The sequence below is a fragment of the Allobosea psychrotolerans genome (genome assembly GCF_002917105.1).
Classification (GTDB): Bacteria; Pseudomonadota; Alphaproteobacteria; order Rhizobiales; family Beijerinckiaceae; genus Allobosea; species Allobosea psychrotolerans.
In genome coordinates, this window is record NZ_PQFZ01000011.1 from 123,476 (window position 1) to 147,746 (window position 24,271).

A 24,271-nucleotide genomic window follows, 5' to 3' on the forward strand; every position below is an offset into this window, starting at 1 on the left:
GTGGAGTGCACTTTCGCGAAAGGCCGATGCTCAAATATTTGATGTCGCGCGCGTCCCCGACCGGCCCAATCAAGCCGGACGGAACGCTGACTGATAGCCGGCGCTTGTAGCAGAGCGCCTTGCCGCTCGCGAGCGGTAAAGCAGGGTTTTTGATGGTGCGGGCAAAGGCAAATGGCGTGGACGGCATGGCGCTCGCCTTGGCGGAGGCACGGGCGGCCGCCTCACGTGGCGAGGTTCCGGTCGGGGCGGTTGTCCTGCGCGAGGGCGTCGTGCTGGCAAGCGCGGGAAACCGCACGCTGGAGCTGAGGGACCCGACCGCCCATGCCGAGATGCTGGCGCTGCGCCTGGCTTGCGCGGAAATCGGCAGCGAGAGGCTGATCGGCTGCGATCTCTACGTCACGCTCGAACCCTGCCCGATGTGCGCCGCCGCGATCTCCTTTTCCCGCATCCGCCGGCTCTATTTCGGTACAGGCGACCCCAAGGGCGGCGCGGTCGAGAATGGGGTCAGGCTCTATGCCAGCCCGACCTGCCACCACGCGCCGGAGGTCTATGGCGGCTTGAGCGAGAGCGAGGCTGCGGGGCTGTTGCGGGAGTTTTTCAGGGAGCGGAGATAGCCGGTTGGGTCGAGCGAGACGGAGCGAACGCTTCTCCAGTCGCCGGCTGCATCTGTCCCGAGCATTTGACGCGGGAGCGTCACGTTCATGTAGGTCGATCGGCCGGCGGTCTAGGCGGAAGCCTCCGGATGCGGCCTTTTGGGGGGCATGGAAGACCCCAGGCTGAGTTCATTCAGGCCGCGATCGCGTCGGTCGGCCGAAGGCGTTTGATTTAGATCAAATGCCGCTCCAGTCTAGTAGCGGAAATACCGATCGTTAAGAGCTTGGGGTGGTAGTTGGACAAGGGCGCGGGCCCATAATCAAGAATAACTCTAATGATAGCTGCCACGCCACCGTCATTGTTCAAGCCGGTTTCCTGGCGCGTCGGCACCAAGATCGCGGTGATCATGGCACTTCTGATGCTTCCTATAGGGCATCTCACTGTGCTGTTCGTCCAGCAGGTCAGGAAGGATATCACCTCGGTGAAGGCCTCCGCCCAAGCATCGAAGCAGGCAGCCGCGATCGCAACCGAGGCGATGGAGGCGGCGCAGTCGGGCGGCACGCCGGCGACGCCGGCTGGCAAGAGTTTTGAACCTTGAGCAGGCTGGCCGCCCGCCGACTGTGCGCCTTGTCTCGCTGGACTGAAATAGGGGTGCTTCATGGACGACACGGAAAGACTGAAAATCTGTCAGCAGGCATTGGGCATGATCCTGATCGAGCATGACAAGGCGCTGGAAAGGCTGCGGCGCGAAACAAGTCTCTACGAAAGCGCGCGCTTCAGCCAATCCGCCGACGCGGCGGCGATCGCCACACGGGCGCTCTTTCAGACAAGCGCACTCAGCGCCCAGAACGCGCTCATGCGTATGCACACCGCCCGGCTGGCCGTAACCACCGCGCAGGCGATCATGAAGGCTGACGAGGTCGAAGCCTGTCTGTTGGACAGTGGCTATCAGTGCAGATCCAGGCCCCCGGCACGATCATCGCTCTGAGCTTGGTGGTGTGTCATGCACGCCTCTGAAAGCCGAGCCGGACTTGAAACGGGCTCGCCGAAGGCCGACGGGCCGCCGGCGCAGCGCTTAACCTTCAACGGCTCCGGCTCTTCGTTTCAACGCGTTTTCTTCGCCCGAACCGCTGTCCACTTCGCGCGAAAACGCTCTAGAATGGCTTCATGCATATTTCCCAACCGCGGCCGGCCGCATGAGCGAGCGCCTCATCCGCACGCTCGCATTGGCAGAGGTCGGGCAGCTCATCGACTGGGCTGGTACCGAGGGCTGGAATCCCGGCCTCGATGACGCCGCTGCCTTTCGCGCGAGCGACCCGGAGGGGTTCATCGGCGCCTTCGTCGATGGCGAGATGGTCGCCGGCATCGCGGCGGTCGCCTATGGGCCGAGCTACGGTTTCATCGGGCTCTATATCAGCCGCGCGGGCATGCGGGGCCAAGGCCATGGCAAGGCCGTCTGGGATGCCGGGATGGCGCGGCTCGCGGGGCGCACGATCGGGCTCGACGGGGTCGATGAGCAGTTCGAGAATTACCGCCGGAAAGGTTTTGCCCCGGCCTACCGCACCATCCGTTTCGGCGGCGTCTTTGCCGGCGCGCCGGTGGAGCGACGGGATCTGCGCGTCGTCACGTCCGAGCTCTTGCCTCAAGTCATGGCCTTCGATCGCAGGAGCTTTCCGGCAGCACGGGAGGCCTTCCTCGCCCGCTGGCTCGCGATGCCGCATCTTGCTTGCGTTACGACCTCGCAGGGCGCGGTCACAGGCTATGGCGTGGTCCGGAAATGTCGCGAAGGCTGGAAGATCGGCGGATTATCGGCGCTGGATGACGCGACCGCTGTTGCGCTCGTTGCGCATCTTGCGTCCTCCGTCGAAGGCGAGGTCTTCATCGACGTGCCTGCCGCGCGACAGCAATTCATCGATCTGCTGACGCATGCAGGGCTTCGGCCGGGCTTTGAGACGACGCGCATGTATCGGGGCGAACCGATCCCGCTCGCGCCTGAAGTGTTCGGCGTGACCACGCTGGAGCTCGGCTAGAGATTTACGCCGTCGCCTCTCGACGTCGTTGCGAGGAGCGGTAGCGACGAGGCAATCCAGCAGCTCTCGCCCGATGGCCCCTGGATTGCTTCGGCTCACGCTCGCAATGACGGTTCGGCCTGGAGGCGCCCTGGCCGGCTCCCGGATCAGGGCGCTCGGGCAAGTGTCCCTCAGCCGAGCGTCCTGGCGACCAGGTAGCAGCCCAGCGCCAGCAACCCTGCGAAGAAGCACATCTTGAAGGTCGAAGCCGAGATCCGCAGCCGGATCGCGGTGCCGAGGGCCATCCCGGCGATCGCTGGAGCCAGCGCCAGCAGCGAGTGCCAGGCGACGCCCATATTCAGTGTGCCGGCGCCGAGCAGCCCGAAGGACAAGGCGAGCGTCGAAACGATGAAGGAAATGCCGAGCGCCTGGATCAGCTCGTCCTTGTCGAGGCCGAGTGCCTGCAGATAGGGCACGGCCGGCAGAACGAAGACGCCGGTGGCGGCGGTTGCGACACCGGTCGCGATACCGATGATGGGTCCGAGCCAGCGTTCGGCATGGGCGGGCACGCGTAGCTTGGCGGCCTTCAGGCCAACCAGCGCATAGAGCACCAGCGCGATACCGAGCCAGAGCGTGGCCGAGCCGTCCTTCTGCTGCTGGAGAAGCCCGGCACCAGCCCAGGTTCCGATGCAGATGCCCGCCAGCATCGGCCAGAGTCGAAGCAGGATGGTGTTCAGGCCGGGGCCGGTGGCGATCTGCCAGCCATTGGTGATCAGATTGGGAACCACCAGGAGGGCGGCGGCCTGGGCCGGGGCCATCACCACACCGAGAATGCCGACCGCGATGGTCGGCAGGCCGAGCCCGATGACCCCCTTGACGAAGCCGGCAAGCAGGAAGGTTGCGGTGATGAAGAGGATGAGGTGCAGGTTTTCCATGGCCGGCTTTCTGGCATTGTTGCCGCGTCCTGTCGTCGCTCGATGCTACGGTCGCGGCCGTAGCATTCCGGCTTGGTCCTGCCCGCGCCGAGGAGCAAGATGCCGGCATGAGCACGCACGGTCCTTATCTCGCCGAGATCGCCCATCTGATGGGAGACCCCGCCCGCGCCAACATGCTGCACGCGCTGATGGATGGGCGGGCCCTGACCGCCAAGGAACTGGCCTATCTCGCCGGCGTCGCGCCGCAGACCGCGAGCGGCCATCTCGCCAAGCTGATGCAGGGCGGCCTGCTCGGCGTCGCCGCGCAAGGGCGCCATCGCTATTACCGGCTGGCAAGCGCCGAGGTCGCGACCGCGCTGGAAGGCTTGATGGTACTGGCCGGCACGCAGCCCACCAATCGCCGCCTGCCTTCGCGCGTCGGCGAGGAGTTGAGCCGGGGCCGTACCTGCTACGATCATTTTGCCGGTCGGTTGGGCATCGGCATTCATGACGCGCTCGTCGCGGGCGGGCATCTCAACGTCGCCGATGGCGGCTATGGCCTCAGTGTCTCCGGTGAGGCGGTGTTCGCCGCGCTCGGCGTCGATCCCGCGCTGCCGAGGGGGCGCCGCGCTGCCCTGCGCCCCTGCCTGGACTGGAGCGAGCGCAAGCCGCATCTCGCCGGCAGCCTTGCCGCCGCTCTGGCCTGTCGCTGCTTCGAGACCGGCTGGGTGCGCCGCAAGAAGGACAGCCGCGCCGTGGTCCTGACCGAAGAGGGCAGGGCAGCCCTGGGCACGGCGCTGCCGGGCTTCCGCTGCGACGAACCGGAGGTTGTCAGCCCCGCCGTTCGAGCGCCTGAGACAGCCTTCGTTTGACCTCATCCTTGACCGGGGCGGAGGCTTCCAGGATCGCTTGCGCCTTGAAGAAATCGAGCCCGCCGATGCCGTCGACGCCGGCGCGGATCAGGATATCGGGCGGCTGGCGCTCGACCATGCGCTGCACGATCGTCCGCGTCAGGATCTGGCTGACGCCGAGCATCGCTTCCAGCGGCTCGGGGATGCGCGTCTCGCTGACGGTTGCGGGCGCGCTGGTATCGACCGCCATGACGATGCGACCCGGCGCCAGCAGGCGGTCATAGGGCAGGGGATTGATCGCGCCGCCATCGATCAGCACATGGCCGTCGATGACGACCGGCCGGATCAAGCCCGGGATCGCAAGCGAAGCCGCGACCGCCGGCGTCAATGGCCCGTCGCGCAGCAGGACCTCGGCATGGAGGTGATAGTCGGTGGCAAGCGCCGCGAAGGGGATCTGCAATTGATCGAAGCGGTCGGGCACGGCTTCCGGCCAGAACAGGTCGAGCATGCGCTCGCCATCGATCAGCACGGGGTTGCCGAGGCCGCGCATCAAATCGGTGAACTTGCCGATGCGGGCGTCCAGCAGCCTTGCGATCACCCGGGCACGGTCGCGGAAGGTCAGTGCGACATGCTCGCGCAGCTCCTTGCCCGAAAGCCCTGCCGCATAGGCTGCTCCCACGATCGCGCCCATCGAGCAGCCGGCGATCAGAGCGGGTCTGACGCCGAGCTCATCGAGCGCTTCCAGCACGGGAATATGGCTCAACCCTCGCGCCCCGCCCGCGCCGAGCACCAGGACGAGTTCGGGTTCGCCGGAAGCGGGCCGGGACGGCGTGGGTGAGGGTAGCCGCGACATGCCGGCGCCTCAGGCGCGCCCCGCCTCGGCCTTCACCGCTGCTGCGAGATCGCCAAGGCTGGTGAAGCGGACATCGTAATGCGGCATCGCGCCCGGGTTCATCGTGGCGCCGAAACCCTCATCGGCATGGCGTCGATAGATCCAGCAGGAGGCGAGGCCGATCGCATTCGCCGGCTTGTGATCGTGGAACATGCTCTCGGCGGTGTGGAGGATGTCGGCCTTGGCGATGCCGCGATCGGCAAGCGAGGTCAGCATGTAGTCGAAATTGGCAGCCGCCGGCTTGTAGCTGCCGATATCCTCGGCCGTATAGATCGCGTCGAAGGCCACGCCGAGCCTGGCATTGCTGAAGGCGAAGGATTCGTTGTCGACATTGGACAGGATGACGAGCTGATAGTGCTGCTTGAGTTCGCGCAAGGCTTCGACCGTGTCGGGAAAGGCCGGCCAGTCGCGGACCGAACGGCCATAAGCCAGGCACTCCTCCCAGCTCACCGTCACGTTCCATTCTTCCGCCAGCCGCTTGTAGACCACGGCGAGAAGCTCCCGGTAGAGCTTGCCCGGCGTCTGCAATTGCTGGCGCGATTCGTGCCGGGCATGCGCCTCGAGCACGTCATTGCGGCTCAGCGGCCGCGCGACCTTGCTGACGAGCGGCTGCAGCGCCGCGACCATCCCGCTCTCCCAATCGATCAGCGTGCCGTAGCAATCGAAGGTCAGGGCTTTGAAATCGGTCAGTTTCATCGAAAGCTCCTGATCGGAATGCGGCGGAGGTTAGGGCATCGGCCCGAAAAGTGGGAACCGGTTTTCGGGACAGGCCGATGCATGATCACTAGGGCATCGGCCCGAAAAGTGGGAACCGGTTTTCGGGACAGGCCGATGCTGTAGGGCAGCCATGCCGGCCGAGGAACCCCGATCCGGCGACGCCCAGCCATTCCTCGCAGGCGGTCAGGCGGCGGGCTTGGACAAAAACGGAAGCAGGGCCGCGAGCGTGGCCGAAGGGTTCTCCTCGGGCAGGAAGTGGCCGCTCTCGACCGCCAGCCCCTCCGCCTGCGGGGCGAAGGTCGTGCGCCAGATCTCGAGCGGGCTTGCTCCCTTGGCCGGGATGCCGGCCTCGCCCCAGAGCGCCAGCACGGGGCAGAGGATCTTTTTACCGGCTGCGAAATCGACCTGGTCCTGGGCGAGATCGGTCGTCGCGCCGGCGCGGTAATCTTCGCAGGCGGCATGGATGCGGGCAGGGTCGTTGAAGGATTCGCCATAGGAGGCGAGGGCGAGCCGGTCGAAGAGCTTGAGGTCCTTGGCGCGGGTCCAGCTTGCGATGGTGTGGTCGAGCCAGCCGAGCGGGTCGGCCTTGATCAGGTTCTCCGGAACCGGCTCGGGCTGGGCCAGGAAGGTCCAGTGATAGACCTGCATGGCGCGTGCCGCATTCATGCCCTCCCACATCGAGAGCGTCGGCAGGATGTCGAGCAGGGCCAGGCGCTCGACCCGGCCGGGATGGTCGAGCGCCAGCCGGTATGCCACGCGCGCGCCGCGATCATGCCCGACGACGGCGAAGCGGACATGCCCGAGCGCCTGCATGACCGCGACGATGTCCTCGCCCATGCCGCGCTTGCTGTAGGTCTCTCTGCCGCCATCGCCATGCGGCGCCGCCGACCAGCCATAGCCGCGCAGATCCGGGCAGATGACGGTATGCGTCTTGGCGAGTTCCGGCGCGAGCTTGTGCCATTCGGCATGGGTCTGCGGAAAGCCGTGGATCAGCACCACCGGCGGCCCCTCGCCGCCGACGCGAGCAAAGATCCTGCCGACCGGCCCGTCGATCCAATGCGCCTTGAAGCCGGGAAAGAGGGAATCGAGATTGCTCATGTTTCGATACTCCGATGAGCGGCGACCGTGCCGCTACGGCTGCAAGCATGGCTCCTTTTACCAGCTTCGCGAAACGATCATGGCAGCAGCCGTGCGCAATCGGACGCTGCGGCGTGTCGCGATCTCAGCCTTGCCGCTCGCGCTTCACCGCCTGCCAGCCGATGTCGCGGCGGCAGAAGCCGCCCGGCCAGTCGATGAGATCGACCGCCGCATAGGCGCGGCCTTGCGCCTCGCTGACGGTCTTGCCGAGGCCGACGACATTCAGCACCCGCCCGCCATCGGCGACGAGGTCGGTGGCCGTCTGCTTCGTCCCGGCATGGAAGACGAGCACATCGTCCAGCGCCGCGGCTTTTTCGACGCCCTTGATCACGCTGCCCTTGTCGGGCTTGGCCGGATAACCCTTTGCCGCCAGAACGACGGTCAGCGCCGCCTCCTCCGACCAGCGCAGGTCGAAGGATGCGAGCACGCCGTCGCAGGAAGCGAGCAGCGCCGGCACGATGTCGCTCTTCAGGCGCGGCATCAACACCTCGCATTCGGGATCGCCGAAGCGGACATTGTATTCGATCAGCTTCGGCCCCTGCGCCGTGATCATCAGGCCGGCATAGAGAATGCCCTTGAACGGCATGCCGCGCTTGATCATGCCCGCGAGCGTCGGCCGGATGATCTCGGCCATCACCCGCTCCTCCAGCGCCGGTGTCATCACCGGGGCGGGCGAATAAGCGCCCATACCGCCGGTATTGGGGCCGGTGTCGCCGTCGCCGACGCGCTTATGGTCCTGGGCGGACGCCATCGCGATGGCATGTGCTCCGTCGCAAAGCGCGAAGAAGCTCGCTTCCTCGCCGATCATCCACTCCTCGATCACGACCTCCGCGCCGGCCGCGCCGAGCCCGCCCGAGAACATCATGTCGATGGCCTCGTTCGCCTCGGCCAGCGTTTCCGCCATGACCACGCCCTTGCCGGCGGCAAGCCCGTCGGCCTTGATCACGATCGGCGCGCCCTGGCGCGCGACATAAGCCTTGGCCTCGTTCGCATTGGTGAAGCGGCCGAAGCCGGCGGTCGGGATGCTGAATTCGGCGCAGAGCTCCTTGGTGAAGGCCTTCGAGCCCTCGAGCTGGGCTGCGGCCTTCGAGGGGCCGAAGGTCTTGATGCCGGCGGCGATGAGATCGTCAGCGATGCCGTCGACCAGCGGGCCTTCCGGGCCGATAACGGCGAGATCGACGCCGTGCAGCTTGCAGAAGGCCGCGACGGCCGAATGGTCGGCGATGTCGAGCACGACATTCTCGCCGCATTGCGCGGTGCCGGGATTGCCCGGGGCGATGTAGAGCCGGTCGCAGAGCGGCGAACCCGATATCGCCCAGGCCAGCGCATGCTCGCGTCCGCCCGAACCGATCAGAAGGATGTTCATCGTGGTCTCCTTGCGTGTGGACGTCCGTCCACCGTCGTCACCCCGGGCGACCCACCGGGTCCGGCTTTCAGCCGGCCCGATGGCAAGCTCCGCGAGCCCCGGGATCCATGCCGGAACGGTTCAGGCATGGATCCCGGATCTGCGCTTCGCTCCGTCCGGGAAGACCCGCACTGGTTCCGGATCTAAGATCTGAAGGCGGCAATAGCCGCCGGGCGCGCAGACGGCAACGCTTCTGCTCGGCCATCCACGCCGCTATGCTCGCGCCATGGATATCGAATCGCCTGACGTAAAACCCTCCAACACACCGGAATGGTCGGTTTCCGATCTGTCGGGCGCGCTCAAGCGCACATTGGAGGACGCCTTCGGCTTTGTGCGCGTGCGCGGCGAGATCTCGGGCTATCGCGGCCCGGTCGGCTCCGGTCATGTCTATTTCTCGTTGAAGGACCAGAACGCCAAGATCGACGCAGTGATCTGGAAGGGCGTCTTCGGCCGGTTGAAGACGCGGCCCCAGGAGGGGCTGGAGGTCATCGCCACCGGCAAGATCACCACCTTCGCCGGCAAGTCGAGCTATCAGATCATCATCGACTCGCTGGAGCCCGCCGGCATCGGCGCCCTGATGGCGCTGCTGGAAGAGCGTCGCAAGACGCTCGCGGCGGAAGGCCTGTTCGATGAGGCGCGCAAGCAGCTCCTTCCCTATCTGCCGGGTGTCATCGGCGTCGTCACCTCACCGACAGGCGCCGTCATCCGCGATATCCTGCACCGGCTGGAGGATCGGTTCCCGCGCCATGTCCTGGTCTGGCCGGTGCGCGTGCAGGGTGAGTCCAGCGCCAACGAAGTGGCCGCAGCCATCGCCGGTTTCAATGCACTGCCCCGGGGCGGTCGCATTCCGCGTCCCGACGTCATCATCGTGGCGCGCGGCGGCGGCTCGCTCGAAGACCTGATGGGCTTCAACGAGGAGGCGGTGGTGCGCGCGGCCGCCGCCTCGCAGATTCCGCTCGTCTCGGCCGTCGGTCACGAGACCGACTGGACCTTGATCGACCATGCTGCCGATCTGCGCGCGCCGACGCCCACAGGCGCGGCCGAGAAGGTCGTGCCGGTTCGCTCCGAACTGATGAGCCTGGTCGCTGACCTGTCGCGCCGGCAGGCAGGCGCGATGCGCCGCCTGTCCGATCGCCGCCGCAGCGATCTGCGCGCGCTCGCCCGCGCCTTGCCGGCGCCGGAGGCGGTGCTGTCGGGGCCGCGCCAGCGGCTCGATCTCGCGGCGACGCGGCTCGCACCGGCGCTGGCGCGCAATGCCCGCGCCCACGAAATGCGTTTGGCTGGCCTTGCGCAGCGGCTCGGTCGGCATTCCCCGTCTGCGCGCCTGGCCGGTTATGCAGCCAGGCTCGATGGCTTGTCGAACCGCTTGCGTGCCGGCCGCGATGCCTTGCTGCGCGCTGAGAAACTGCGGGTTTTGCGCGCGAGGGAGCGCGTCGGCGATCTCGCCCAGCGCTCCCGCCGTGCTTTTGCCCAAGGCGTCACGCGCCGCCGCGACGGGCTCGGCTCGCTCTGGGCGCTGATGCGTTCGCTGGGGCCGGACTCCGTCCTGGCGCGCGGCTATGCGCTGGTGCGCGATGAGGCCGGAGCGCTGGTGCGTGGCGTCGCGCAGGCGCATGCCGGCCAGGGCCTGAGCGTTCAGGTCAGCGATGGCCGCTTCGCTGTCACGGTCTCGGGAGGAGGGGATGCACCGCCACCCCGGCCCGCGCGCCCGCTGCGCAAGGAGGCGCCGCAGGGGGGGCAGGGCGATCTGTTTTAGCTCGATTTCGCGTGGAACGGGGCCTCACGGGGTCAGAGCCCCTTCAGGAAGGCCTTTACGCGCTTGAGCGCATCCTCGCGCGCGGCGGGGTTGGTGCCGACCATGGCCTTGCCCGTCCCTGTCGCCGAATAGGCGATGTCGGAGCGCTCCTTCACCTCCAGGCGGGGATGGTCGAAATCGTGCAGGGCGCCGGCATAGACCACGAGGTCGATCTTTTCGCCGCGAGCTTGCGCGGCTTTCGCCAGGAAGTCGCAAGGCGCGGGCGGTGTCCAGTCATCGGCTTCGCCCGCCAGGATCAGCGCCGGCAGCCTCGCGGCGAAGCTGGCCGATTCCGATTGCAGGCGGCAGCTCGGATAGAAGGCGACCGCGCGGGCGAAGTCCGGCTTGCCGTCGGCGGGCCGACGGTCCTTGCGGATCGCCGCCAAGACGGCCGATCCGCCACCCGACCAGCCCATCAGTGCGATCATATCCGCTCGGACATCCTCGCGCGTCTGCAGCCAGCGGCGTGCGGCGGCCGCGTCCGCAACGCGTTCCCGGCTTGGGCGTACGGTCACGTCCTTGACGCCGCATTGCGAGCCGAGCCGGCGTGAGCCGTAGCTGTCGGGCATCAGGACCATCAGCCCGGCTTGCGCGAGTTGCTCGCCCCAGTCGGAATGCCGCAGCGACAATGTGCCGTTGTCGCGCCATAAACCGTTGCAACCATGCAGCGCCACGACAGCCGGAAACGGTCCCGGCCCCGCCGGCCTGTAGAGCACGGCGTCGATCTGCCCGTCGTCATTGGGAATGCGCACATGCTCGTAACCGCCGGCTGAAGCGGCCGAAGACAGAAGCAGTGCAACTCCGGTCAGGGCTGCGAGAGCATTGCGCGAAAAAATGGATGCCGGTTTTTCGCTTGAGCAATGCTTTGAGCTCTTAGAATCGATCACGTTTTTCGCCTTCGGACGGAAACGTCCGAAGGCGACGTGATCGAGGAGACGCATCAAGCTGGACATCATTGACGGGCACGCTATCACAGAGGGAGGATTATTTCGATAATCCGTTTTCCGATCAACGGTTTCGATGCATTCGAGATGAATATCAGCGAACGTCCCCCGATGCCTGGGCCAGAGGCCGCCATCGATTACGGCCATGGCGAATTCCGCGTCGTGCGGCCCGGCGCCTTCGTGCGCTGCGCGGTCACGGGTGCGCCGATCCGTCTCGACGATCTGCGTTACTGGTCGGTCGAATGGCAGGAAGCCTATGTCTCGCCGGAGGCCGTGCAATTAAGGCTGCGCCGCGCCGGCCGCAGCTGAGGCCAACACGCTCCTCACCAGGCCCGCAAGGCGCGCCGTATCCTCGAAGACGAGCGCGACCGGCACGACGACGAGCCGCTCCCGCTCGGTCTCGGGCCAGAGCGGGCCGAGCTTGGTCATGTCCTTCTCGGTCGTCGCGATCAGGCAGCCCAGCCTCCGCGCCTCGGCGATCAGGCTGGAGACATCGTGCGCGCTATAGGGATGGTGATCGCCAAAGGCGCGTTGCGACAGGATCTTGGCCTTGGCCGCGAGAAGGGTCGCGGCGAATTTCTCCGGCCGGCCGATGCCGGAAACGGCGATGACCGGATGTCCCTCCAATCGCGAGGCTGTCTCGCGCGACGGCTCGAGCCGGGCCCGCAACAGCTCCAGGCCCGCCATTTGCGCCGCGAGCGCCACGGCGTCTCCCGCCGCGCCGTCGCCGATCATGAGGATGGCGTCGGTCGCCGCGAACTGGCCGGCGAGCGGCGCCCGCAGCGGCCCGGCGGGAACGCACAGGCCGTTGCCGACCCCGCTCGCGCCATCGACCACGGCGATCCGCAGATCCTTGGCGAGCGAGGGGTTCTGCAGCCCGTCATCCATCACGATGACGCTGGCGCCGAGCCGCTTGGCGAGGCCCGCGCCGGCGGCTCGCTCGCGCGCCACGATCGTGCGTGCTTGAGCGGCCAGAAGCAGCGCCTCGTCGCCGACATCGTGGGGGCCGTGGCGCGGCTCGACCTCGATCGGCCCGGCAAGCGCGCCGCCATAGCCGCGCGTCAGCATGAAGGGCGTCTCGCCCAGGCTCCGCAGCAGCGCCGCCAATGCGATTGCGGTCGGGGTCTTGCCGGCGCCGCCAGCGACGAAATTGCCGACGCAGATGACGGGGATGCCGGCATTCGCACCGCGCCTGCACATGCGCAGGCGCGTGATCGCGCCATAGAGCCAGCCGAAAGGTTGGAGCAGACGCGCCGGCGCTCCGGGGCGTGGCCGCCACCAGAATTCCGGCGAACGCATCAGGACGCCGTCTCGCGCTGGCCGATCGCGACGCGCATCAGCAAGGGCTCGATCGTCTGCATCGTGCGGTTGAGCGCTCCGCCGAGCTGGTGACTGGTCTGGGCCGCCGCGCGCGCCGCTTGCCGGGCCGCGGCAGGGTCGCTCAGCCAGCGATGCACCGCGCCGGCCAGCGCCTGCGTATCGGCGACCTCGCGAGCGCCGCCGCCGCGGTCGAAGGCCGCGAAGACGTCGGAGGCGTTATGGACATAGGGCCCGTGCAGCAGGGCGCAGCCGAGCTTGGCCGGTTCGATCGGATTATGGCCGCCGACGGGCGTGAGCGACCCGCCGATGAAGGCCACTTGCGAGAGGCGGTAGAACAGGCCGAGCTCGTTGACCGTGTCGGCGATGTAGAGTTCGACATCGCGCTCCGGCATGCCGCCTTGCGAGCGCTGCGCCGTCGCGATGCCGTTGGCCTGCGCCAGCGCGTCGATCTCGGCGCCCCGCTGGGGGTGGCGCGGCGCGATGATGGTGAGCAGCTTCGGCAGATGCGCCTTGAGGCCGAGATGCGCCGCGATCACCTGCTCGTCCTCGCCCGGATGGGTGCTGGCCGCGATCCAGACGGGCCGCCCGGTGGTCAACCCGTCGAGGATCGCCAGCGTGTCGGCATCGGCGGGCGGGGCGGGCACGTCGAATTTCAGATTGCCGGCGATGCTGACCCGGGGTGCGCCGAGCTGCGCCAGGCGTTCGCCGTCTCCCTGGGACTGGGCGAGACAGGATTCGAAGCAGGAGAGCAGATAGCGCGAGGTCTGCGGCAGCTTGTACCAGCGCTTGAAGGAGCGCTCCGACATGCGCGCATTGACCAGGACCAGCGGGATCGCGCGCTTGCGCGCCTCGATCATCAGATTGGGCCAGATCTCGGACTCGCAGATCAGGCCGAGTTCCGGCCGCCAATAGTCGAGGAAGCGGCGCATATAGCGTGGCACGTCGAGCGGCAGATATTGATGGATCACGCCGGCCGGCAGCCGCGCGGCGAGCAGTTTCGCAGAGGTCACCGTGCCCGAGGTCACCAGCACCGCGAGCCCGCGCCGCTTCAGCTTCTCGACCAATGGCAGCAGCGTCACCGTCTCGCCGACGCTGGCGCCATGCAGCCAGACCAGGGTCTTGTCGGGGCGCCGGACGCCTGGATAGCCGCGCCGCTCGGCAAAACGCGTCGGGTCTTCCTTGCCGCGCCGCCGCCGCCAGAGCAGCAGCCCGGCCGCCGCCGGCTCGAGCAGCGCGCTCATCACGCGGTAGCTCTGCAGGATGGAGCCCTTGCCGATCATGCTGCTTCGCCTGCGGTCGCCCGTGCGGCCGGCTGCGCCTGCCTCAGCCCTTCGCCAGGGTCGCGCGCGCCGATGAGCGCATAGGCGCGGGCATGAACGGCGTCGAGCCCGGCTTCCAGGGCGAGGCGCGCGGCCTCGCAGGTCGCCTCATCCGCCTCCCGCTCGACGCGGATCGCCTCGCCGACGACGATCGCGCCGCGCCCAAAGGGCAGGCCGATCGAGGCGCGGTCCCAGCTCTTGAAATCGATGCGCCGGCTGGTGACGACGGCGATCGGGTGGATCGGCCGGCCCGATGCGCGCGCCAGGGCGATGATGCCGGGGCCGGCGATGCGGGCGCGCTTGGGAATGTCGGCGGTCAGCACCATGGTTTCGCCGGCGGCCAGCCGCCGCATCATGGCCAGGAAGGCGCTGGCGCCGCCCTTCTCCCGGATCTTCTTGCCGAGGGCGCCCGAACCCCGGATCGCGCCGATGCCGAGCTGGCGCAACGCGACAGCGTTGAAGCCGCCATCGCCATGGCGCGAGACCAGGGAGCAGGCCGGCATCCAGTCCGGCCGGGAGAACGGAATCATGATGTGCTGGCCGTGCCACATCGCAATGATCAATGGCAGTTCGGGGCGCACCTTCTCATAGATGTCGGCCGGCTCGACGACGAACCGGTTCGTGCGGCGCACGAGCTTGAGATAGCCGGCCAGGAGCCGGCCGAGCGTCTCTTGCGCCGCGCGTGTCTTGAGAAGGGAAAAGCCCATTGCTGATGATTGAACCGATAAGGGAAGATTGAGGCCGCGATCTGACCAGGAACGCCAGAGCAGGATGCGAAAAAGCGGGAACCGGCTTTTTTGCATTGATCCGGCTCTAGCGCGCCTGTCGCTGCCTGACGGTTCAGGATTTGGCGGGTTCGGGATCGAGCAGGCGGTGCAGGTGCACGATGAAATAGCGGGTCTGCGCCTGGTCAACGGTCGCCTGTGCCTTCGCCTTCCAGGCGGCATGGGCGCTGGCATAGTTCGGGAACACGCCGACGACGTCGACCTTGGCGAGATCCTTGAAGGTGATGCCTTCGAGCGAGCTCAGCTCGCCGCCGAAGACGAGATGGAGAAGCTGTTTCTGTTCCTGTTCCATATCGATTCCTGCAGCCATGTGCGTCCGATTGCGGCACCAGATAAGCCATTCACGCCGATGGCGCGAGTGCCGAACGGCCTGCGTTCTGCAATTCCCGGTCCGCAGAGGCCGTTGTGATCCATGGGGCCGATTTGACGCAGGCGATTTTGCGCGAATGTCAGGAGTTCGAGGGCGCAAGCCCTCCGGCTTGCCAGGAAGAACGCCGCCGCAGTCGCGCAAAAGCGCCGCGCCCTGCGGTGAGGTGAAAACGACGGAGCTGCAGCGTCGCATCGCTTGCCGATACCAACGGTAGCGCCGGCGCAATGCTCCTCCCATCTCCGCCGTTTTGACCTCATCAAATCGGCCTCATGGCTCATAACAGCCTCTAGACTGCTTGAAGGTCAGATGCGCTGCGGCTGTCCGTCGCGCAGGCGCTGCAAGGCGCTCAGCAGCGGCTCCGCCAGGCCGTTGCTGCTGGCGACGAGCATGCCGTGAACGGGCGTCTCGCGGTTGTAGATAGCAGGCTGGCCCTCGCCGCCGGTCATGCGGCCGCCGGCCTCATTCAGAATCAGGTCGGCTGCGGCGAGATCCCAATCGCGCGCGTCGGGCGAGATCAGTCCGGCATCGATCGTGCCGTCGGCGATCCGCGCGAGTCTGAGCGCGAGCGAAGGAATCTTGTCGGCGGGCTCGAAGGCTTCCAGCCTCGCCAGCGCGTCGAGCATCGGCTTGGGGCCGGCAATGCGCGCCTCCTTCAGGCTCGCGACTTTCGAAACCGAGATTGCCGCATCGTTCAGGAAGGCCCCGGCGCCGCTTATGGCGGTATAGGTTGCGTTGCAGGCCGGCGCATGCACCGCGCCCAGGATCGGCACGCCCTCGTCGAGCAGGGCGACGCAGACGGCCCAATCCGGCGAGCCGCCCATGAAGGCGCGCGTGCCGTCGATCGGATCCACGACCCAGACGAAGCGGCGCGACAGCCGCAGGGCATCGTCGACGGTTTCCTCGGAGAGCCATGCCGCGTCGGGCAGCAGGACCGAGAGCTGGATGCGCAGGAAGGTGTCGACGCCGATATCGGCTTCGGTGACGGGCGAGCCGCCGCTCTTAGACCAGGTCCGCGCCGCGGTCTTCTCGCCGGGTCGAAACAGCGCGAGCGCGATCTCGCCCGCTGCGATGCAGCTTGCGCGAACCGCCGGCAGGAGATCTGAGGCGATGGGCATCGGGAGCCTGTTCATGATGCTTTCCGTATCGAATGCGGAGCCTGCGGACACAAGCCGAAAATGCGCTCGCGCACCGAAAGATTCCGTCAATCATCATGCATGAAACAGGCCATTCGGCGGCATTCAGGCCGAGAAACACGCTCCTTTAACCCAACCGCTTAAGCGCTCGGAGAGAGCTTGGACGCAATCTCGACCTGCAAGCACGAGAGCCCCGGACTGCACAGAGGGCTCCGTAGCGGCAGGGACATAGAGAGGCGTTATACCGATGGCCAGCGTCACGCCGGCTGCCGGAGAGACCGGCTTTGCGTCAGGTCTCTCCGGCCGCCCGACACACACGACCACCGTTCCGAAAAACCCGATGCCGGCGCAGCCAGACGCGCCGCGGGTCGAACGCATCGCCTCGGTCAGGATCTTGCGCGGCGGCGCCGGATGGCGCGGCATCGCGATGCGCATGACGAATACCGCACGCGAGGACGAGCGCTTCGAACTGGCTCTGACGGCCGGCGACGGCCGCTCGATCACGGTTGCGGTGCTGGATCAGGACGATGTGGTGGCGCTCTGGCGCGATTGCGGCCGCGCCAGCGGCCTGCCCTTGCTGATCGAGACCAGCGATGGGGTGATCTCGGAGCCCTATCCGCAGCTTGGCCGGCTCGCGCTCGGCCCGGTGCGGATCAGGCGGCGTCATTCCTTCCTCAACGGTCGCCGGCCGCGCTTCCTGGTGCGGCGCAAGACCGGCCGTCTCGGCGAACGCCCGGTCGTCGTCGCCGGTGAGCGCCTGACGGATTGAAGGCCCGGCCGGGCCCTCCATGCATCAACAGTGAAAGCAGCAGCAGGCTCTCGCCGTTTGGCACGGTCTCCCCCGTCTCCCTGAATCCGAGCGAGCGATAGAACTCCAGGGGCCCCGCGCTCCCCTGCACGATACTCGTTTTCAGCAGGTGGAATCTCTGGTCGCGCAGCGCTTGAAAGAGCAGCTTCAGCGCCGTCTTGCCGTAACCGTTCCTCTGGTGCCTGTGGTCGATCATGAAGCGCCACAGATAGCAGACGCCGGATTCGGAACCCGGGCGCCACATCAGGAAACCGACCGGAGTTTCGGCGGCGTAGATGGCTTTGAAGCGCGCCGCGGGCTCGAAATACGCCTGCGCGATCGAGATGGCATTGGGCGCGACGAAGCCCTTTTGATCCTGCCGGACTTCCAGCGCGCAGATCGCGCGGACCGTCGCCGCGGTTATGTCGCGCAGGGCAACGTCAGACATGCCGTATCATCGTCGAGGGCGTGATCGCCGGCGATCCAGCATCGCCAGCGCGGTAAAGCGCGGGGCGTTCACAGGCCGAACCGAACCAGCGCATCGAGCGCGAAGCCGGCCGCCAGCAGCAGTCCGGCGTGCCAGTTCGAGCGGAACAGGCGCAGCGCCAGCATCGGCGTCACGGCGCTGATCTGCGAAACCTGCCAGCCAAGATGAGCCGCGAAGCCCGCGACGCCGAGCCAGGCGAAGACGCCGCCGCCGACCAGCCAGGTCGCGACAGCGATCAGCAGCGCGGCGAAACCGAAGCAGGCTCCGATCGCCTCCCGGCCATATCGCCCGAAATAGCGCGCGCTCGACTTGATGCCGGCGATGATGTCGTCCTCAATGTCCTGCAGCGCGTAGATCGTGTCGTAACCGATGGTCCAGAGGATCGCCGCCGCATAGACCAGATAGGCCGGGGCATCGAGCCGGCCGAAGACCGCGCTCCAGCCGAGAAGCGCGCCCCAGGAAAAGGCCAGGCCGAGCACGAATTGCGGCATCTGGGTGATGCGCTTCATGAAAGGATAGATCGCGACGATCGCCAGCGAGGCGATGCCGGTCAGAATCGTGAACCGGTTGAACTGGAGCAGCACGAGCAGGCCGACAAGCGAGAGCCCGACCATGAACAGCGCCGCCGCCTGCACCGAGACCTGGCCGGAGGGGAGCGGTCTGCCGCGTGTCCGCGCAACCTGCGCGTCAAGCTTGCGGTCGACGATGTCGTTGAAGGTCGAGCCGGCGGCGCGCATCACCACGGCGCCGATCAGGAACAGCAGGCAGTGCCAGGGGTTGGGGAAGGCCTGTCTGTCGGTGATCGCCGCGAGGCCCGCCGACCACCAGCAGGGCAGAAGCAGAAGCTGCCAGCCGATCGGGCGCTCGATTCGCGCAAGCTTGAGATAGGGCCTGAAACGTCGCGGCGCCCGCGTATCGACCCAATGGTCCGTCAAGGCGTCGGGAAGCGGAGCATCCGCTGTCGAAGCCACATCCCTCGTCGAAGCCATGCACCGTGCCGGGTCAGGAGCGAAGGTTACAAGGCGGTCAGAGCGCGCCCTGGGGAATCCGCAGCGATCCGCCGGTGATCGAATCGGCGCCGCCGAACGGGCTGCCGCCGCCCTGCTGCTGCGCCTGCTGCTGGGCGCGCTTCTGCATCGCCGCCTGCTGCTTGACCGCGTTGCAGGCATTGTTGCGGATGCCGGCAGCCTTGTCGTTGTCGGCCTTCAGGCCATCGACGAAGCTGGCCGGAATCTGGCACCAGTCCTGGTTCGCACTGGCGAATTTCAACGCCGCATTGCCATTCCCGACCAGGCGGCCGAGCGTGCTGCAGGCTTGCGCCGGGGTCAGCTTCTTCTTGGATTTCGACGACGAGTTCAGCGAGGCCACGATCGACTGGCGCTCCGCCAGCAGCTTCTGGATCTGCTCGCAGCCGGAAGCCTGCGCCGCGGCCGGCGCGGCGTCGAGCAACGATACCGCCGCCAGACCGAGCGTCGCGATCACTCCCGAAGCGATCTTGCTCGAAGTCCTCATGCGCCGCATATGTCTTGCTCCGAATTGTTCGTGCTGGGAGCGCTTCCGCTCCGGAATGTTCATAACAGCCGCACCGTGTTAGCGCCAAGCGCCTATGCGAGTCCACTTGCCGTTACGCCTGGATTGTGGCGGTTTTCGCGCTGGTTCGGCGGCGCGGCGGCGGGTGACAGGAGATGACCGCGCCGATGTCCGCCCCCGATTTTGCTCGCTACCGGCTTTATGTCGCCGACGATCTCGCCATTGGCAAGCGCCTGCCGCTGGCGCGCGAACAGGCGAATTACCTGCTCAACGTGCTGCGCCTGAAGAGTGACGACACCATCATCGTGTTCAACGGCCGCGACGGCGAATGGCTCGCGGCGCTGACCGCGGAAGGGCGCAAGCAGGCAAGCCTCGGCCTGCTCCGGCAGACGCGCCCGCAGCCGGAAGCCCCCGATCTGCATTACCTGTTCGCCCCGCTGAAGCATGCGCGGCTCGACTATATCGCGCAGAAGGCCGTCGAGATGGGCGCGGGCCTGCTGCAGCCGGTTCTGACCCGCAGGACGCAGGTGTCGCGGCTCAATCTCGATCGGCTGCGCGCCAATGCGATCGAGGCGGCCGAGCAATGCGGCATCCTGTCATTGCCCGAGATCCGGGGCGAATGCGGGCTGGACGCGGCGCTCGAGGCGCTCGAACCCGAAAGGCTCCTGATCTTCTGCGACGAGGCGATGGCGCAGGAGAGCCCCGTCAAAGCGCTGGCTGCCGCCGCGCCCGGCCCACTGGCCGTGCTGATCGGCCCTGAAGGCGGCTTCGACGAGGCCGAGCGCGTGCGCATCCTGGCGCGACCGAAAACGCTGAGAATCTCGCTGGGACCACGCATCTTGCGCGCCGATACAGCCGCCGTTGCGGCGCTCGCGCTCGTCCAGGCGGTTTTGGGCGACTGGCCGCGCGGCTAGGGCAATGTACGATCCGGTCGTTGATGCCGGTGGGGTCATGACGGCCTTTAGTTCTTTGTCGGCACGCGTTTTCTTCACGCGAGCCGGTGGCCGCTTCGCTCGAAGGCGCTTTGGCGCTGCAGGCGGTCGGGAACGCCAGGGCGTCTCGGACGTTTTCGCGATTGTGCGAAGGGAGCCGTATTCTCGACTCATTGGCCGCCAGGCTGTGGCGCGATTCCTGCCGAGGGGCGCGATGGCGCAAGCCCACCCCTCCGCACGGCCTGCAGCCCTTTGCCCGACGAGGATGACGCCATGAACGAAGCCAACCGCTTCGGCATCGAAGAAGAATATTTCCTGTCCGATGCCGGCAGCCGCGGGATCGCCCGCAAGGTTTCTCCGAAGTTCTTCGCCGCGGTCCAGGACGCCTTTCCCGACGAGGTGCAGCGTGAAATGCTGCAATCGCAGATCGAGGTCGCGACGCCGATCTGCGAATCGATGGCGCAGGCGCGGCATTCGCTCTCGACCTTGCGGAAGGGTCTGGCGGGGCTCGCGCTCGAACATGAGATGCTGCTGCTGGCCTGCGGCACGCATCCCAGCGCCGTCTGGTCGCGCCAGCGCGCGACAGAGGCCACGCGTTACGACCAGATCATGCGCGACCTGCAGATGCTCGGCAGCCGCAACCAGCTCTGCGGCCTGCATATCCATGTCGAGATCGAGGATGAGGACGAGCGCATCCGGTTGATGGTGCGCATCCTGCCGTTCCTGCCGCTGCTCCTGGCGCTGTCGACCTCGTCGCCCTTCTGGCAGGGACAGCGCACCGGCCTGATGGGTTACAGGCTCTCGGCCTATGCCGAATTGCCGCGCACCGGCCTGCCCGAACTCTTCACCGATGCGGCCGATTACCGGAGCTATGTCGAGACCCTGGTCGCAGCTGGCGCGATCAAGGATGCGAGCTATATCTGGTGGGCGATCCGCCCCTCCGACAAGCATCCGACGCTCGAACTGCGCATCGCCGACAGCTGCACGAGGCTTGATGACACGCTCGCCATCGCTGCGCTGTATCGCTGCCTGATCCGCCATCTGCAGCGCCATCGCGGGCTGAATGCGGAGCTCACGCCGGCGGCGCGTGCGATTGCCTCGGAGAATATCTGGCGCGCGCAGCGCTACGGCATCCACGGCGGGCTGATCTGCGCCCAGAGCCGGACCATGCGCTCCGTGCCGAGCCTGATCGACGAGCTGCTCGGCGACCTGGCCGATGACGCCGCCGCGCTGGGCTGCAGGGCCGAGCTCGCATATTGCCGCAGGCTGGCGGCGAATGGCACCAGCGCTGACGTCCAGCTAGCTGTCTTCGAGGAGGCTAGGGGGAGGGCAGGGGGGCAGGCCGCGGGGCTTGCCGCCGTGGTCGATTGGCTGGCCTCCGAGACCCGTCTCGATGGCGTCGCCCTCTCGCCGGGCTGGCAGCCGGCCATGCGCGGCGCAGCCTGACGAACGCCCGCCAGAACCGGATGATTTCAGATGCAATCACAAGGTGATCCCAGCTGAAATCTGAATCCGGCTCTCATCTGAAAGTGAGAGCAGGATCGAAGCGAAAAACCGGTGCCCACTTCTTCGCATCCTGCTCTAACGACCGGGCGCGCCGCGCCGCCTTGCGTTGGCGCGGGGATCACTCTTGCATCAATGCGTGACGGGGGTCGTTGTCGAGCGCTTGAGGCTCGCCTATGTCTGGCGCTCCCGAGCCTGATCCGCCCGCGCCGAAATGCGCGGGCGGCCGCATGGCTGCATGCCTTACTCTGCCGGAGCGCCCATGGCTCGCGATGTGTCCGATTCGACCCCGATCGGTTCCAAGAACGAATTGATTTCCTGGATCGCTGCCGGCGAGAAGCCGGCCTCCGCGTTCAGGATGGGGACGGAGCACGAGAAGTTCCCGTTCTATGCGCATGACCTTTCCCCCGTGCCCTATGAGGGACGCGATGGACGGGGCGGCATCCGCCATCTGCTGGAAGGCATGCAGGAGAGGCTGGGCTGGGAGCCGATCGTCGATGACGGCCACATCATCGGCCTTGCCGGCCCCGAAGGCGGCGGCGCGATCTCGCTGGAGCCCGGCGGCCAGTTCGAGCTCTCAGGCGCGCCGGTCGAAACGCTGCACGATACCGCCGACGAACTCGCCGGCCATCTCGCCGACGTCAAGGCGGTCGCCGCGCCCCATGGCATCGGCTTCGTCGCGCTCGGCCATTCGCCGCTCTGGACGCGCGCCCAGACTCCGGTGATGCCCAAGGGCCGCTACAAGATCATGGCGAACTACATGCCCAAGGTCGGCACGCGCGGCCTCGACATGATGTTCCGCACCTGCACCGTGCAGGTGAACCTCGATTTCGCGACCGAGGTCGATATGGTCAGGAAGCTCAGGGTCTCGCTCGCCCTGCAGCCGCTGGCCACCGCCTTGTTCGCGGCCTCGCCCTTCACCGAGGGCAAGCTCAACGGCCTCCAGTCGGTGCGTTCGGAAATCTGGCTCGATACCGACAAGGCGCGCTCCGGCATGCTTGCCTTCGCCTTTGACGAGGGCATGTCCTATGAGGGCTATGTCGACTGGGCGCTCGACGTTCCCATGTATTTCGTCAAGCGCGGCGCGGTCTATCACGACGTCGCCGGCGCCTCCTTCCGCGACCTGCTTGCCGGCAAGCTTGCGCAACTGCCGGGCGAGCGCGCCACGATCTCCGATTGGGCGAACCATCTCTCGACGCTGTTCCCCGAGGTCAGGCTCAAGCGCTTCCTCGAGATGCGCGGCGCCGATGCCGGGCCGCCCGAAATGCTGAATGCTCTGCCGGCCTTCTGGGTCGGCCTGCTCTACGACCAGGTCGCGCTCGATGCGGCCTGGGATCTGGTCAGGGGCTGGAGCGCCGAGGAGCGCCAGGCGCTGCGCGATGTGGTGCCGAAAGCCGGCCTCTCCGCCCGCATCGGCGGCCGCACGCTACGCGATCTGGCGCGGGAGGTGCTGGCGCTGGCGCGCGGTGGCCTCGCCCGGCGGGCCCGGCTGGATGGTGCGGGTAGGGACGAGACGGGTTTCCTCGCGCCGCTCGATGCGATCGTCGCGCAGGACCGCACGCTTGCGCAGCAACTCGCATCACGCTTCGAGGGCGAGTGGTCGGGCGAGATCGCGCCCCTGTTCTCGGCGCTTGCGCTGTAAGGCATTCCAGTCAGTTTCGGCAGTCATGTTAACGAATTGGCCGAATTTATTCGGTATTTCGGAGACATGGAACGGATCAGAATGGCCATGTCCGACTTTGCCAGCGATGCGCGCGGCGCAACGGCGATCGAGTATGGCCTTGTCGTGAGCCTGATCTCGCTCACGATCGTGGTTTGGGCGACGCAGATCGGCCAGTCCGTGCTCGGCTTCTTCCAGTCGGTCGCCGCCGGCTTGACCACTCCCTGAGGGAATCGCTCAGGCTTTCGACCGGCACCTTGACCGTTGCGGCGGTCTTTACTCCGCCGCCGTCTTGAAGCTCTGCAGATTGTCGAGGCTCTGGATGATGTGCTCGGCCAGCGCATTGGACAGAACCGAGGGGTCAAAGCGCGTACGCAGCAGACCGATCTTGCAGGATGGCAGCGTCGCATAGCCATCTGCCGGCCCCAGGATACGCATGCCGGGCCTGACCGCGCTTTCCGGCAGGACCGAGACGGCGAGCCCTGCGATCACCGCCGCGCCCACCGCCGTCGAATTCCAGCTCGCATAAAGCACTCGGAAGCGCCGGCCCTTGGTCTCCAGCGCTTCGACGGCGGCCTGCCGCCAGTTGCAGGTCGGGCGGCCGAGCGCCAGCGGCAGCGGGTCCTCCTCATGCACGCCATGGCGTGCCGAGGTCACCCAAAGCAGCGGCTCGATGCGGATGATCTCGCCCTGGCCGCGACTCTCGACATGGGTGATGATGGCGAGGTCGATGTCGCCGGTGGCGATCCGATCGGCCAGCATCGGCGTCGGCTCGCAGACGACGGTGACCTCGGCGCGCGGGTTGGAGCGGGCGAAGCGGGCGAGAATTTCAGGCAAATAGCGGTCGGCATAGTCGTCGGGCACGCCGAGCCGGATGCGGCCCTTGAGGTCGGCATCGGTGAAGCTCGCGACGCATTCGAGGTTCAGCCGCACGATCCTGCGGGCATAGTCGAGCAGGCGCTCGCCATCCTCGGTCAGCTTGGCATGACGGCCGTCGCGCCCGAAGAGCGGCCGGCCGACGCGCTCCTCGAGCCGCTTCATCTGCATGGAGACGGCCGATTGCGTCTTGAATACGATCTCGGCGGCGCGGGTGAAGGAGCCGGTATCGGCGATGGCGACGAAGGTCTTGAGCTGGTCGGCGTCGAGCACATGCGCCATGGCGGCCCCCAAACTGGATCATCAATATC

General features: G+C 67.0%; 27 protein-coding genes. 12 read left to right on the forward strand and 15 right to left on the reverse strand.

Features of this window, described 5'->3' with window-relative positions; translation table 11 throughout:
* Window positions 1-185 precede the first annotated feature (185 nt).
* From CYD53_RS18605 to CYD53_RS18620, 4 genes are all read left to right on the forward strand, one after another.
* On the forward strand, window positions 186-614 hold the full coding sequence (locus tag CYD53_RS18605; protein ID WP_181011938.1) for a nucleoside deaminase: 429 nt from the start codon (window positions 186-188) through the stop codon (window positions 612-614).
* A gap of 314 nt (window positions 615-928) precedes the next feature.
* Window positions 929-1,192: a hypothetical protein gene (locus CYD53_RS18610; protein WP_146055950.1), complete on the forward strand. Its 264-nt coding sequence runs from the start codon at window positions 929-931 to the stop codon at window positions 1,190-1,192.
* Between the two features lie 60 nt (window positions 1,193-1,252).
* Entirely contained in the window at window positions 1,253-1,582 is a 330-nt protein-coding gene (locus CYD53_RS18615) for a hypothetical protein (RefSeq protein WP_103719575.1), read from the forward strand.
* Window positions 1,583-1,790: 208 nt separating this feature from the next.
* Entirely contained in the window at window positions 1,791-2,624 is an 834-nt protein-coding gene (locus CYD53_RS18620) for a GNAT family N-acetyltransferase (RefSeq protein ID WP_103719576.1), read from the forward strand.
* Window positions 2,625-2,794: 170 nt separating this feature from the next.
* On the opposite strand, the gene CYD53_RS18625 is transcribed toward CYD53_RS18620, so the two are convergent.
* On the reverse strand, window positions 2,795-3,538 hold the full coding sequence (locus CYD53_RS18625) for a sulfite exporter TauE/SafE family protein (protein WP_103719577.1): 744 nt from the start codon (window positions 3,536-3,538) through the stop codon (window positions 2,795-2,797).
* A 107-nt stretch (window positions 3,539-3,645) separates the two neighbouring features.
* Here CYD53_RS18625 and CYD53_RS18630 point away from each other — a divergent pair, with 107 nt between their 5' ends.
* Entirely contained in the window at window positions 3,646-4,389 is a 744-nt protein-coding gene (locus CYD53_RS18630; protein WP_103719578.1) for an ArsR/SmtB family transcription factor, read from the forward strand.
* On the opposite strand, the gene CYD53_RS18635 is transcribed toward CYD53_RS18630, so the two are convergent.
* The 4 genes from CYD53_RS18635 to purD form a co-directional block, all read right to left on the reverse strand.
* Complete coding sequence (locus CYD53_RS18635) at window positions 4,349-5,221, reverse strand: patatin-like phospholipase family protein (protein ID WP_103719579.1); 873 nt, start codon at window positions 5,219-5,221, stop codon at window positions 4,349-4,351. The two genes, CYD53_RS18630 and CYD53_RS18635, sit on opposite strands and share 41 nt — an antisense overlap.
* A gap of 9 nt (window positions 5,222-5,230) precedes the next feature.
* The gene (locus tag CYD53_RS18640; RefSeq protein WP_103719580.1) at window positions 5,231-5,956 is read right to left on the reverse strand and encodes a haloacid dehalogenase type II; all 726 of its coding nucleotides are present in this window, start codon (window positions 5,954-5,956) and stop codon (window positions 5,231-5,233) included.
* Between the two features lie 204 nt (window positions 5,957-6,160).
* Complete coding sequence (locus tag CYD53_RS18645; protein ID WP_103719581.1) at window positions 6,161-7,075, reverse strand: alpha/beta fold hydrolase; 915 nt, start codon at window positions 7,073-7,075, stop codon at window positions 6,161-6,163.
* Window positions 7,076-7,199: 124 nt separating this feature from the next.
* Window positions 7,200-8,480 carry a phosphoribosylamine--glycine ligase gene (gene purD, locus CYD53_RS18650; protein WP_103719582.1) on the reverse strand — a complete coding sequence of 427 codons (1,281 nt, stop codon included), beginning with the start codon at window positions 8,478-8,480 and terminating at the stop codon, window positions 7,200-7,202.
* A 265-nt stretch (window positions 8,481-8,745) separates the two neighbouring features.
* Between purD and xseA the strand changes: the two genes are divergently transcribed.
* On the forward strand, window positions 8,746-10,275 hold the full coding sequence (gene xseA, locus CYD53_RS18655) for an exodeoxyribonuclease VII large subunit (RefSeq protein WP_103719583.1): 1,530 nt from the start codon (window positions 8,746-8,748) through the stop codon (window positions 10,273-10,275).
* 32 nt (window positions 10,276-10,307) lie between these two features.
* On the opposite strand, the gene CYD53_RS18660 is transcribed toward xseA, so the two are convergent.
* Entirely contained in the window at window positions 10,308-11,066 is a 759-nt protein-coding gene (locus CYD53_RS18660) for a dienelactone hydrolase family protein (protein WP_245928314.1), read from the reverse strand.
* Window positions 11,067-11,369: 303 nt separating this feature from the next.
* Here CYD53_RS18660 and CYD53_RS18665 point away from each other — a divergent pair, with 303 nt between their 5' ends.
* Window positions 11,370-11,567: a DUF2093 domain-containing protein gene (locus tag CYD53_RS18665; RefSeq protein ID WP_244546383.1), complete on the forward strand. Its 198-nt coding sequence runs from the start codon at window positions 11,370-11,372 to the stop codon at window positions 11,565-11,567.
* Here CYD53_RS18665 and lpxK read toward each other — a convergent pair.
* The 5 genes from lpxK to CYD53_RS18690 all read right to left on the reverse strand — a co-directional run bounded on the left by lpxK (window position 11,538) and on the right by CYD53_RS18690 (window position 16,167).
* Complete coding sequence (gene lpxK / locus CYD53_RS18670; RefSeq protein WP_103719584.1) at window positions 11,538-12,557, reverse strand: tetraacyldisaccharide 4'-kinase; 1,020 nt, start codon at window positions 12,555-12,557, stop codon at window positions 11,538-11,540. The two genes, CYD53_RS18665 and lpxK, sit on opposite strands and share 30 nt — an antisense overlap.
* On the reverse strand, window positions 12,557-13,858 hold the full coding sequence (locus CYD53_RS18675) for a 3-deoxy-D-manno-octulosonic acid transferase (protein WP_103719585.1): 1,302 nt from the start codon (window positions 13,856-13,858) through the stop codon (window positions 12,557-12,559). Before CYD53_RS18675 ends, lpxK begins: the two co-directional genes overlap by 1 nt.
* Window positions 13,855-14,604 (reverse strand): lysophospholipid acyltransferase family protein, encoded by a 750-nt coding sequence (locus tag CYD53_RS18680; protein WP_103719586.1) that lies wholly within the window; start codon window positions 14,602-14,604, stop codon window positions 13,855-13,857. Before CYD53_RS18680 ends, CYD53_RS18675 begins: the two co-directional genes overlap by 4 nt.
* 133 nt (window positions 14,605-14,737) lie before the next feature.
* Window positions 14,738-14,974, reverse strand: a complete 237-nt coding sequence (locus CYD53_RS18685; protein ID WP_103719587.1) for a DUF4170 domain-containing protein — start codon at window positions 14,972-14,974, stop codon at window positions 14,738-14,740.
* 380 nt (window positions 14,975-15,354) lie between these two features.
* Window positions 15,355-16,167 (reverse strand): 3'(2'),5'-bisphosphate nucleotidase CysQ, encoded by an 813-nt coding sequence (locus tag CYD53_RS18690; protein ID WP_103719658.1) that lies wholly within the window; start codon window positions 16,165-16,167, stop codon window positions 15,355-15,357.
* Window positions 16,168-16,432: 265 nt separating this feature from the next.
* Here CYD53_RS18690 and CYD53_RS18695 point away from each other — a divergent pair, with 265 nt between their 5' ends.
* Entirely contained in the window at window positions 16,433-16,954 is a 522-nt protein-coding gene (locus CYD53_RS18695) for a DUF6101 family protein (RefSeq protein WP_146055951.1), read from the forward strand.
* Here the strand turns inward: CYD53_RS18695 and CYD53_RS18700 are convergent.
* The 3 genes from CYD53_RS18700 to CYD53_RS18710 form a co-directional block, all read right to left on the reverse strand.
* A complete protein-coding gene (locus CYD53_RS18700; protein WP_103719589.1) occupies window positions 16,860-17,420 on the reverse strand; it encodes a GNAT family N-acetyltransferase in 561 nt (186 codons plus the stop codon). The genes CYD53_RS18695 and CYD53_RS18700 overlap by 95 nt on opposite strands.
* A 68-nt stretch (window positions 17,421-17,488) precedes the next feature.
* Entirely contained in the window at window positions 17,489-18,448 is a 960-nt protein-coding gene (ubiA, locus tag CYD53_RS18705) for a 4-hydroxybenzoate octaprenyltransferase (RefSeq protein ID WP_103719590.1), read from the reverse strand.
* 37 nt (window positions 18,449-18,485) lie between these two features.
* Window positions 18,486-18,971, reverse strand: a complete 486-nt coding sequence (locus tag CYD53_RS18710) for a hypothetical protein (RefSeq protein WP_103719659.1) — start codon at window positions 18,969-18,971, stop codon at window positions 18,486-18,488.
* A 185-nt stretch (window positions 18,972-19,156) separates the two neighbouring features.
* Here CYD53_RS18710 and CYD53_RS18715 point away from each other — a divergent pair, with 185 nt between their 5' ends.
* From CYD53_RS18715 to CYD53_RS18730, 4 genes are all read left to right on the forward strand, one after another.
* Window positions 19,157-19,903 carry a 16S rRNA (uracil(1498)-N(3))-methyltransferase gene (locus tag CYD53_RS18715; protein ID WP_103719591.1) on the forward strand — a complete coding sequence of 249 codons (747 nt, stop codon included), beginning with the start codon at window positions 19,157-19,159 and terminating at the stop codon, window positions 19,901-19,903.
* A gap of 291 nt (window positions 19,904-20,194) precedes the next feature.
* Entirely contained in the window at window positions 20,195-21,367 is a 1,173-nt protein-coding gene (locus CYD53_RS18720) for a carboxylate-amine ligase (protein WP_103719592.1), read from the forward strand.
* A 319-nt stretch (window positions 21,368-21,686) separates the two neighbouring features.
* The gene (locus CYD53_RS18725) at window positions 21,687-23,066 is read left to right on the forward strand and encodes a glutamate--cysteine ligase (protein ID WP_103719593.1); all 1,380 of its coding nucleotides are present in this window, start codon (window positions 21,687-21,689) and stop codon (window positions 23,064-23,066) included.
* Between the two features lie 87 nt (window positions 23,067-23,153).
* Window positions 23,154-23,312, forward strand: coding sequence for a Flp family type IVb pilin (locus CYD53_RS18730; protein WP_245928316.1), 159 nt, complete (start codon window positions 23,154-23,156; stop codon window positions 23,310-23,312).
* A 48-nt stretch (window positions 23,313-23,360) separates the two neighbouring features.
* Here CYD53_RS18730 and CYD53_RS18735 read toward each other — a convergent pair whose 3' ends face one another.
* The gene (locus tag CYD53_RS18735; protein ID WP_103719595.1) at window positions 23,361-24,242 is read right to left on the reverse strand and encodes a LysR substrate-binding domain-containing protein; all 882 of its coding nucleotides are present in this window, start codon (window positions 24,240-24,242) and stop codon (window positions 23,361-23,363) included.
* Between the last annotated feature and the right edge of the window lie 29 nt (window positions 24,243-24,271).

Bases quoted from the DNA above. Each gene is read 5' to 3' on its own strand.
- CYD53_RS18605 (WP_181011938.1), top strand. From the start codon at position 186: ATGGCGCTCGCCTTGGCGGAGGCACGGGCGGCCGCCTCACGTGGCGAG.
- CYD53_RS18610 (WP_146055950.1), top strand. From the start codon at position 929: ATGATAGCTGCCACGCCACCGTCATTGTTCAAGCCGGTTTCCTGGCGC.
- CYD53_RS18615 (WP_103719575.1), top strand. From the start codon at position 1,253: ATGGACGACACGGAAAGACTGAAAATCTGTCAGCAGGCATTGGGCATG.
- CYD53_RS18620 (WP_103719576.1), top strand. From the start codon at position 1,791: ATGAGCGAGCGCCTCATCCGCACGCTCGCATTGGCAGAGGTCGGGCAG.
- CYD53_RS18625 (WP_103719577.1), bottom strand. From the start codon at position 3,538: ATGGAAAACCTGCACCTCATCCTCTTCATCACCGCAACCTTCCTGCTT.
- CYD53_RS18630 (WP_103719578.1), top strand. From the start codon at position 3,646: ATGAGCACGCACGGTCCTTATCTCGCCGAGATCGCCCATCTGATGGGA.
- CYD53_RS18635 (WP_103719579.1), bottom strand. From the start codon at position 5,221: ATGTCGCGGCTACCCTCACCCACGCCGTCCCGGCCCGCTTCCGGCGAA.
- CYD53_RS18640 (WP_103719580.1), bottom strand. From the start codon at position 5,956: ATGAAACTGACCGATTTCAAAGCCCTGACCTTCGATTGCTACGGCACG.
- CYD53_RS18645 (WP_103719581.1), bottom strand. From the start codon at position 7,075: ATGAGCAATCTCGATTCCCTCTTTCCCGGCTTCAAGGCGCATTGGATC.
- purD (WP_103719582.1), bottom strand. From the start codon at position 8,480: ATGAACATCCTTCTGATCGGTTCGGGCGGACGCGAGCATGCGCTGGCC.
- xseA (WP_103719583.1), top strand. From the start codon at position 8,746: ATGGATATCGAATCGCCTGACGTAAAACCCTCCAACACACCGGAATGG.
- CYD53_RS18665 (WP_244546383.1), top strand. From the start codon at position 11,370: ATGCCTGGGCCAGAGGCCGCCATCGATTACGGCCATGGCGAATTCCGC.
- lpxK (WP_103719584.1), bottom strand. From the start codon at position 12,557: ATGCGTTCGCCGGAATTCTGGTGGCGGCCACGCCCCGGAGCGCCGGCG.
- CYD53_RS18675 (WP_103719585.1), bottom strand. From the start codon at position 13,858: ATGATCGGCAAGGGCTCCATCCTGCAGAGCTACCGCGTGATGAGCGCG.
- CYD53_RS18680 (WP_103719586.1), bottom strand. From the start codon at position 14,604: ATGGGCTTTTCCCTTCTCAAGACACGCGCGGCGCAAGAGACGCTCGGC.
- CYD53_RS18685 (WP_103719587.1), bottom strand. From the start codon at position 14,974: ATGGAACAGGAACAGAAACAGCTTCTCCATCTCGTCTTCGGCGGCGAG.
- CYD53_RS18690 (WP_103719658.1), bottom strand. From the start codon at position 16,167: ATGCCCATCGCCTCAGATCTCCTGCCGGCGGTTCGCGCAAGCTGCATC.
- CYD53_RS18695 (WP_146055951.1), top strand. From the start codon at position 16,433: ATGGCCAGCGTCACGCCGGCTGCCGGAGAGACCGGCTTTGCGTCAGGT.
- CYD53_RS18700 (WP_103719589.1), bottom strand. From the start codon at position 17,420: ATGTCTGACGTTGCCCTGCGCGACATAACCGCGGCGACGGTCCGCGCG.
- ubiA (WP_103719590.1), bottom strand. From the start codon at position 18,448: ATGGCTTCGACGAGGGATGTGGCTTCGACAGCGGATGCTCCGCTTCCC.
- CYD53_RS18710 (WP_103719659.1), bottom strand. From the start codon at position 18,971: ATGAGGACTTCGAGCAAGATCGCTTCGGGAGTGATCGCGACGCTCGGT.
- CYD53_RS18715 (WP_103719591.1), top strand. From the start codon at position 19,157: ATGTCCGCCCCCGATTTTGCTCGCTACCGGCTTTATGTCGCCGACGAT.
- CYD53_RS18720 (WP_103719592.1), top strand. From the start codon at position 20,195: ATGAACGAAGCCAACCGCTTCGGCATCGAAGAAGAATATTTCCTGTCC.
- CYD53_RS18725 (WP_103719593.1), top strand. From the start codon at position 21,687: ATGGCTCGCGATGTGTCCGATTCGACCCCGATCGGTTCCAAGAACGAA.
- CYD53_RS18730 (WP_245928316.1), top strand. From the start codon at position 23,154: ATGTCCGACTTTGCCAGCGATGCGCGCGGCGCAACGGCGATCGAGTAT.
- CYD53_RS18735 (WP_103719595.1), bottom strand. From the start codon at position 24,242: ATGGCGCATGTGCTCGACGCCGACCAGCTCAAGACCTTCGTCGCCATC.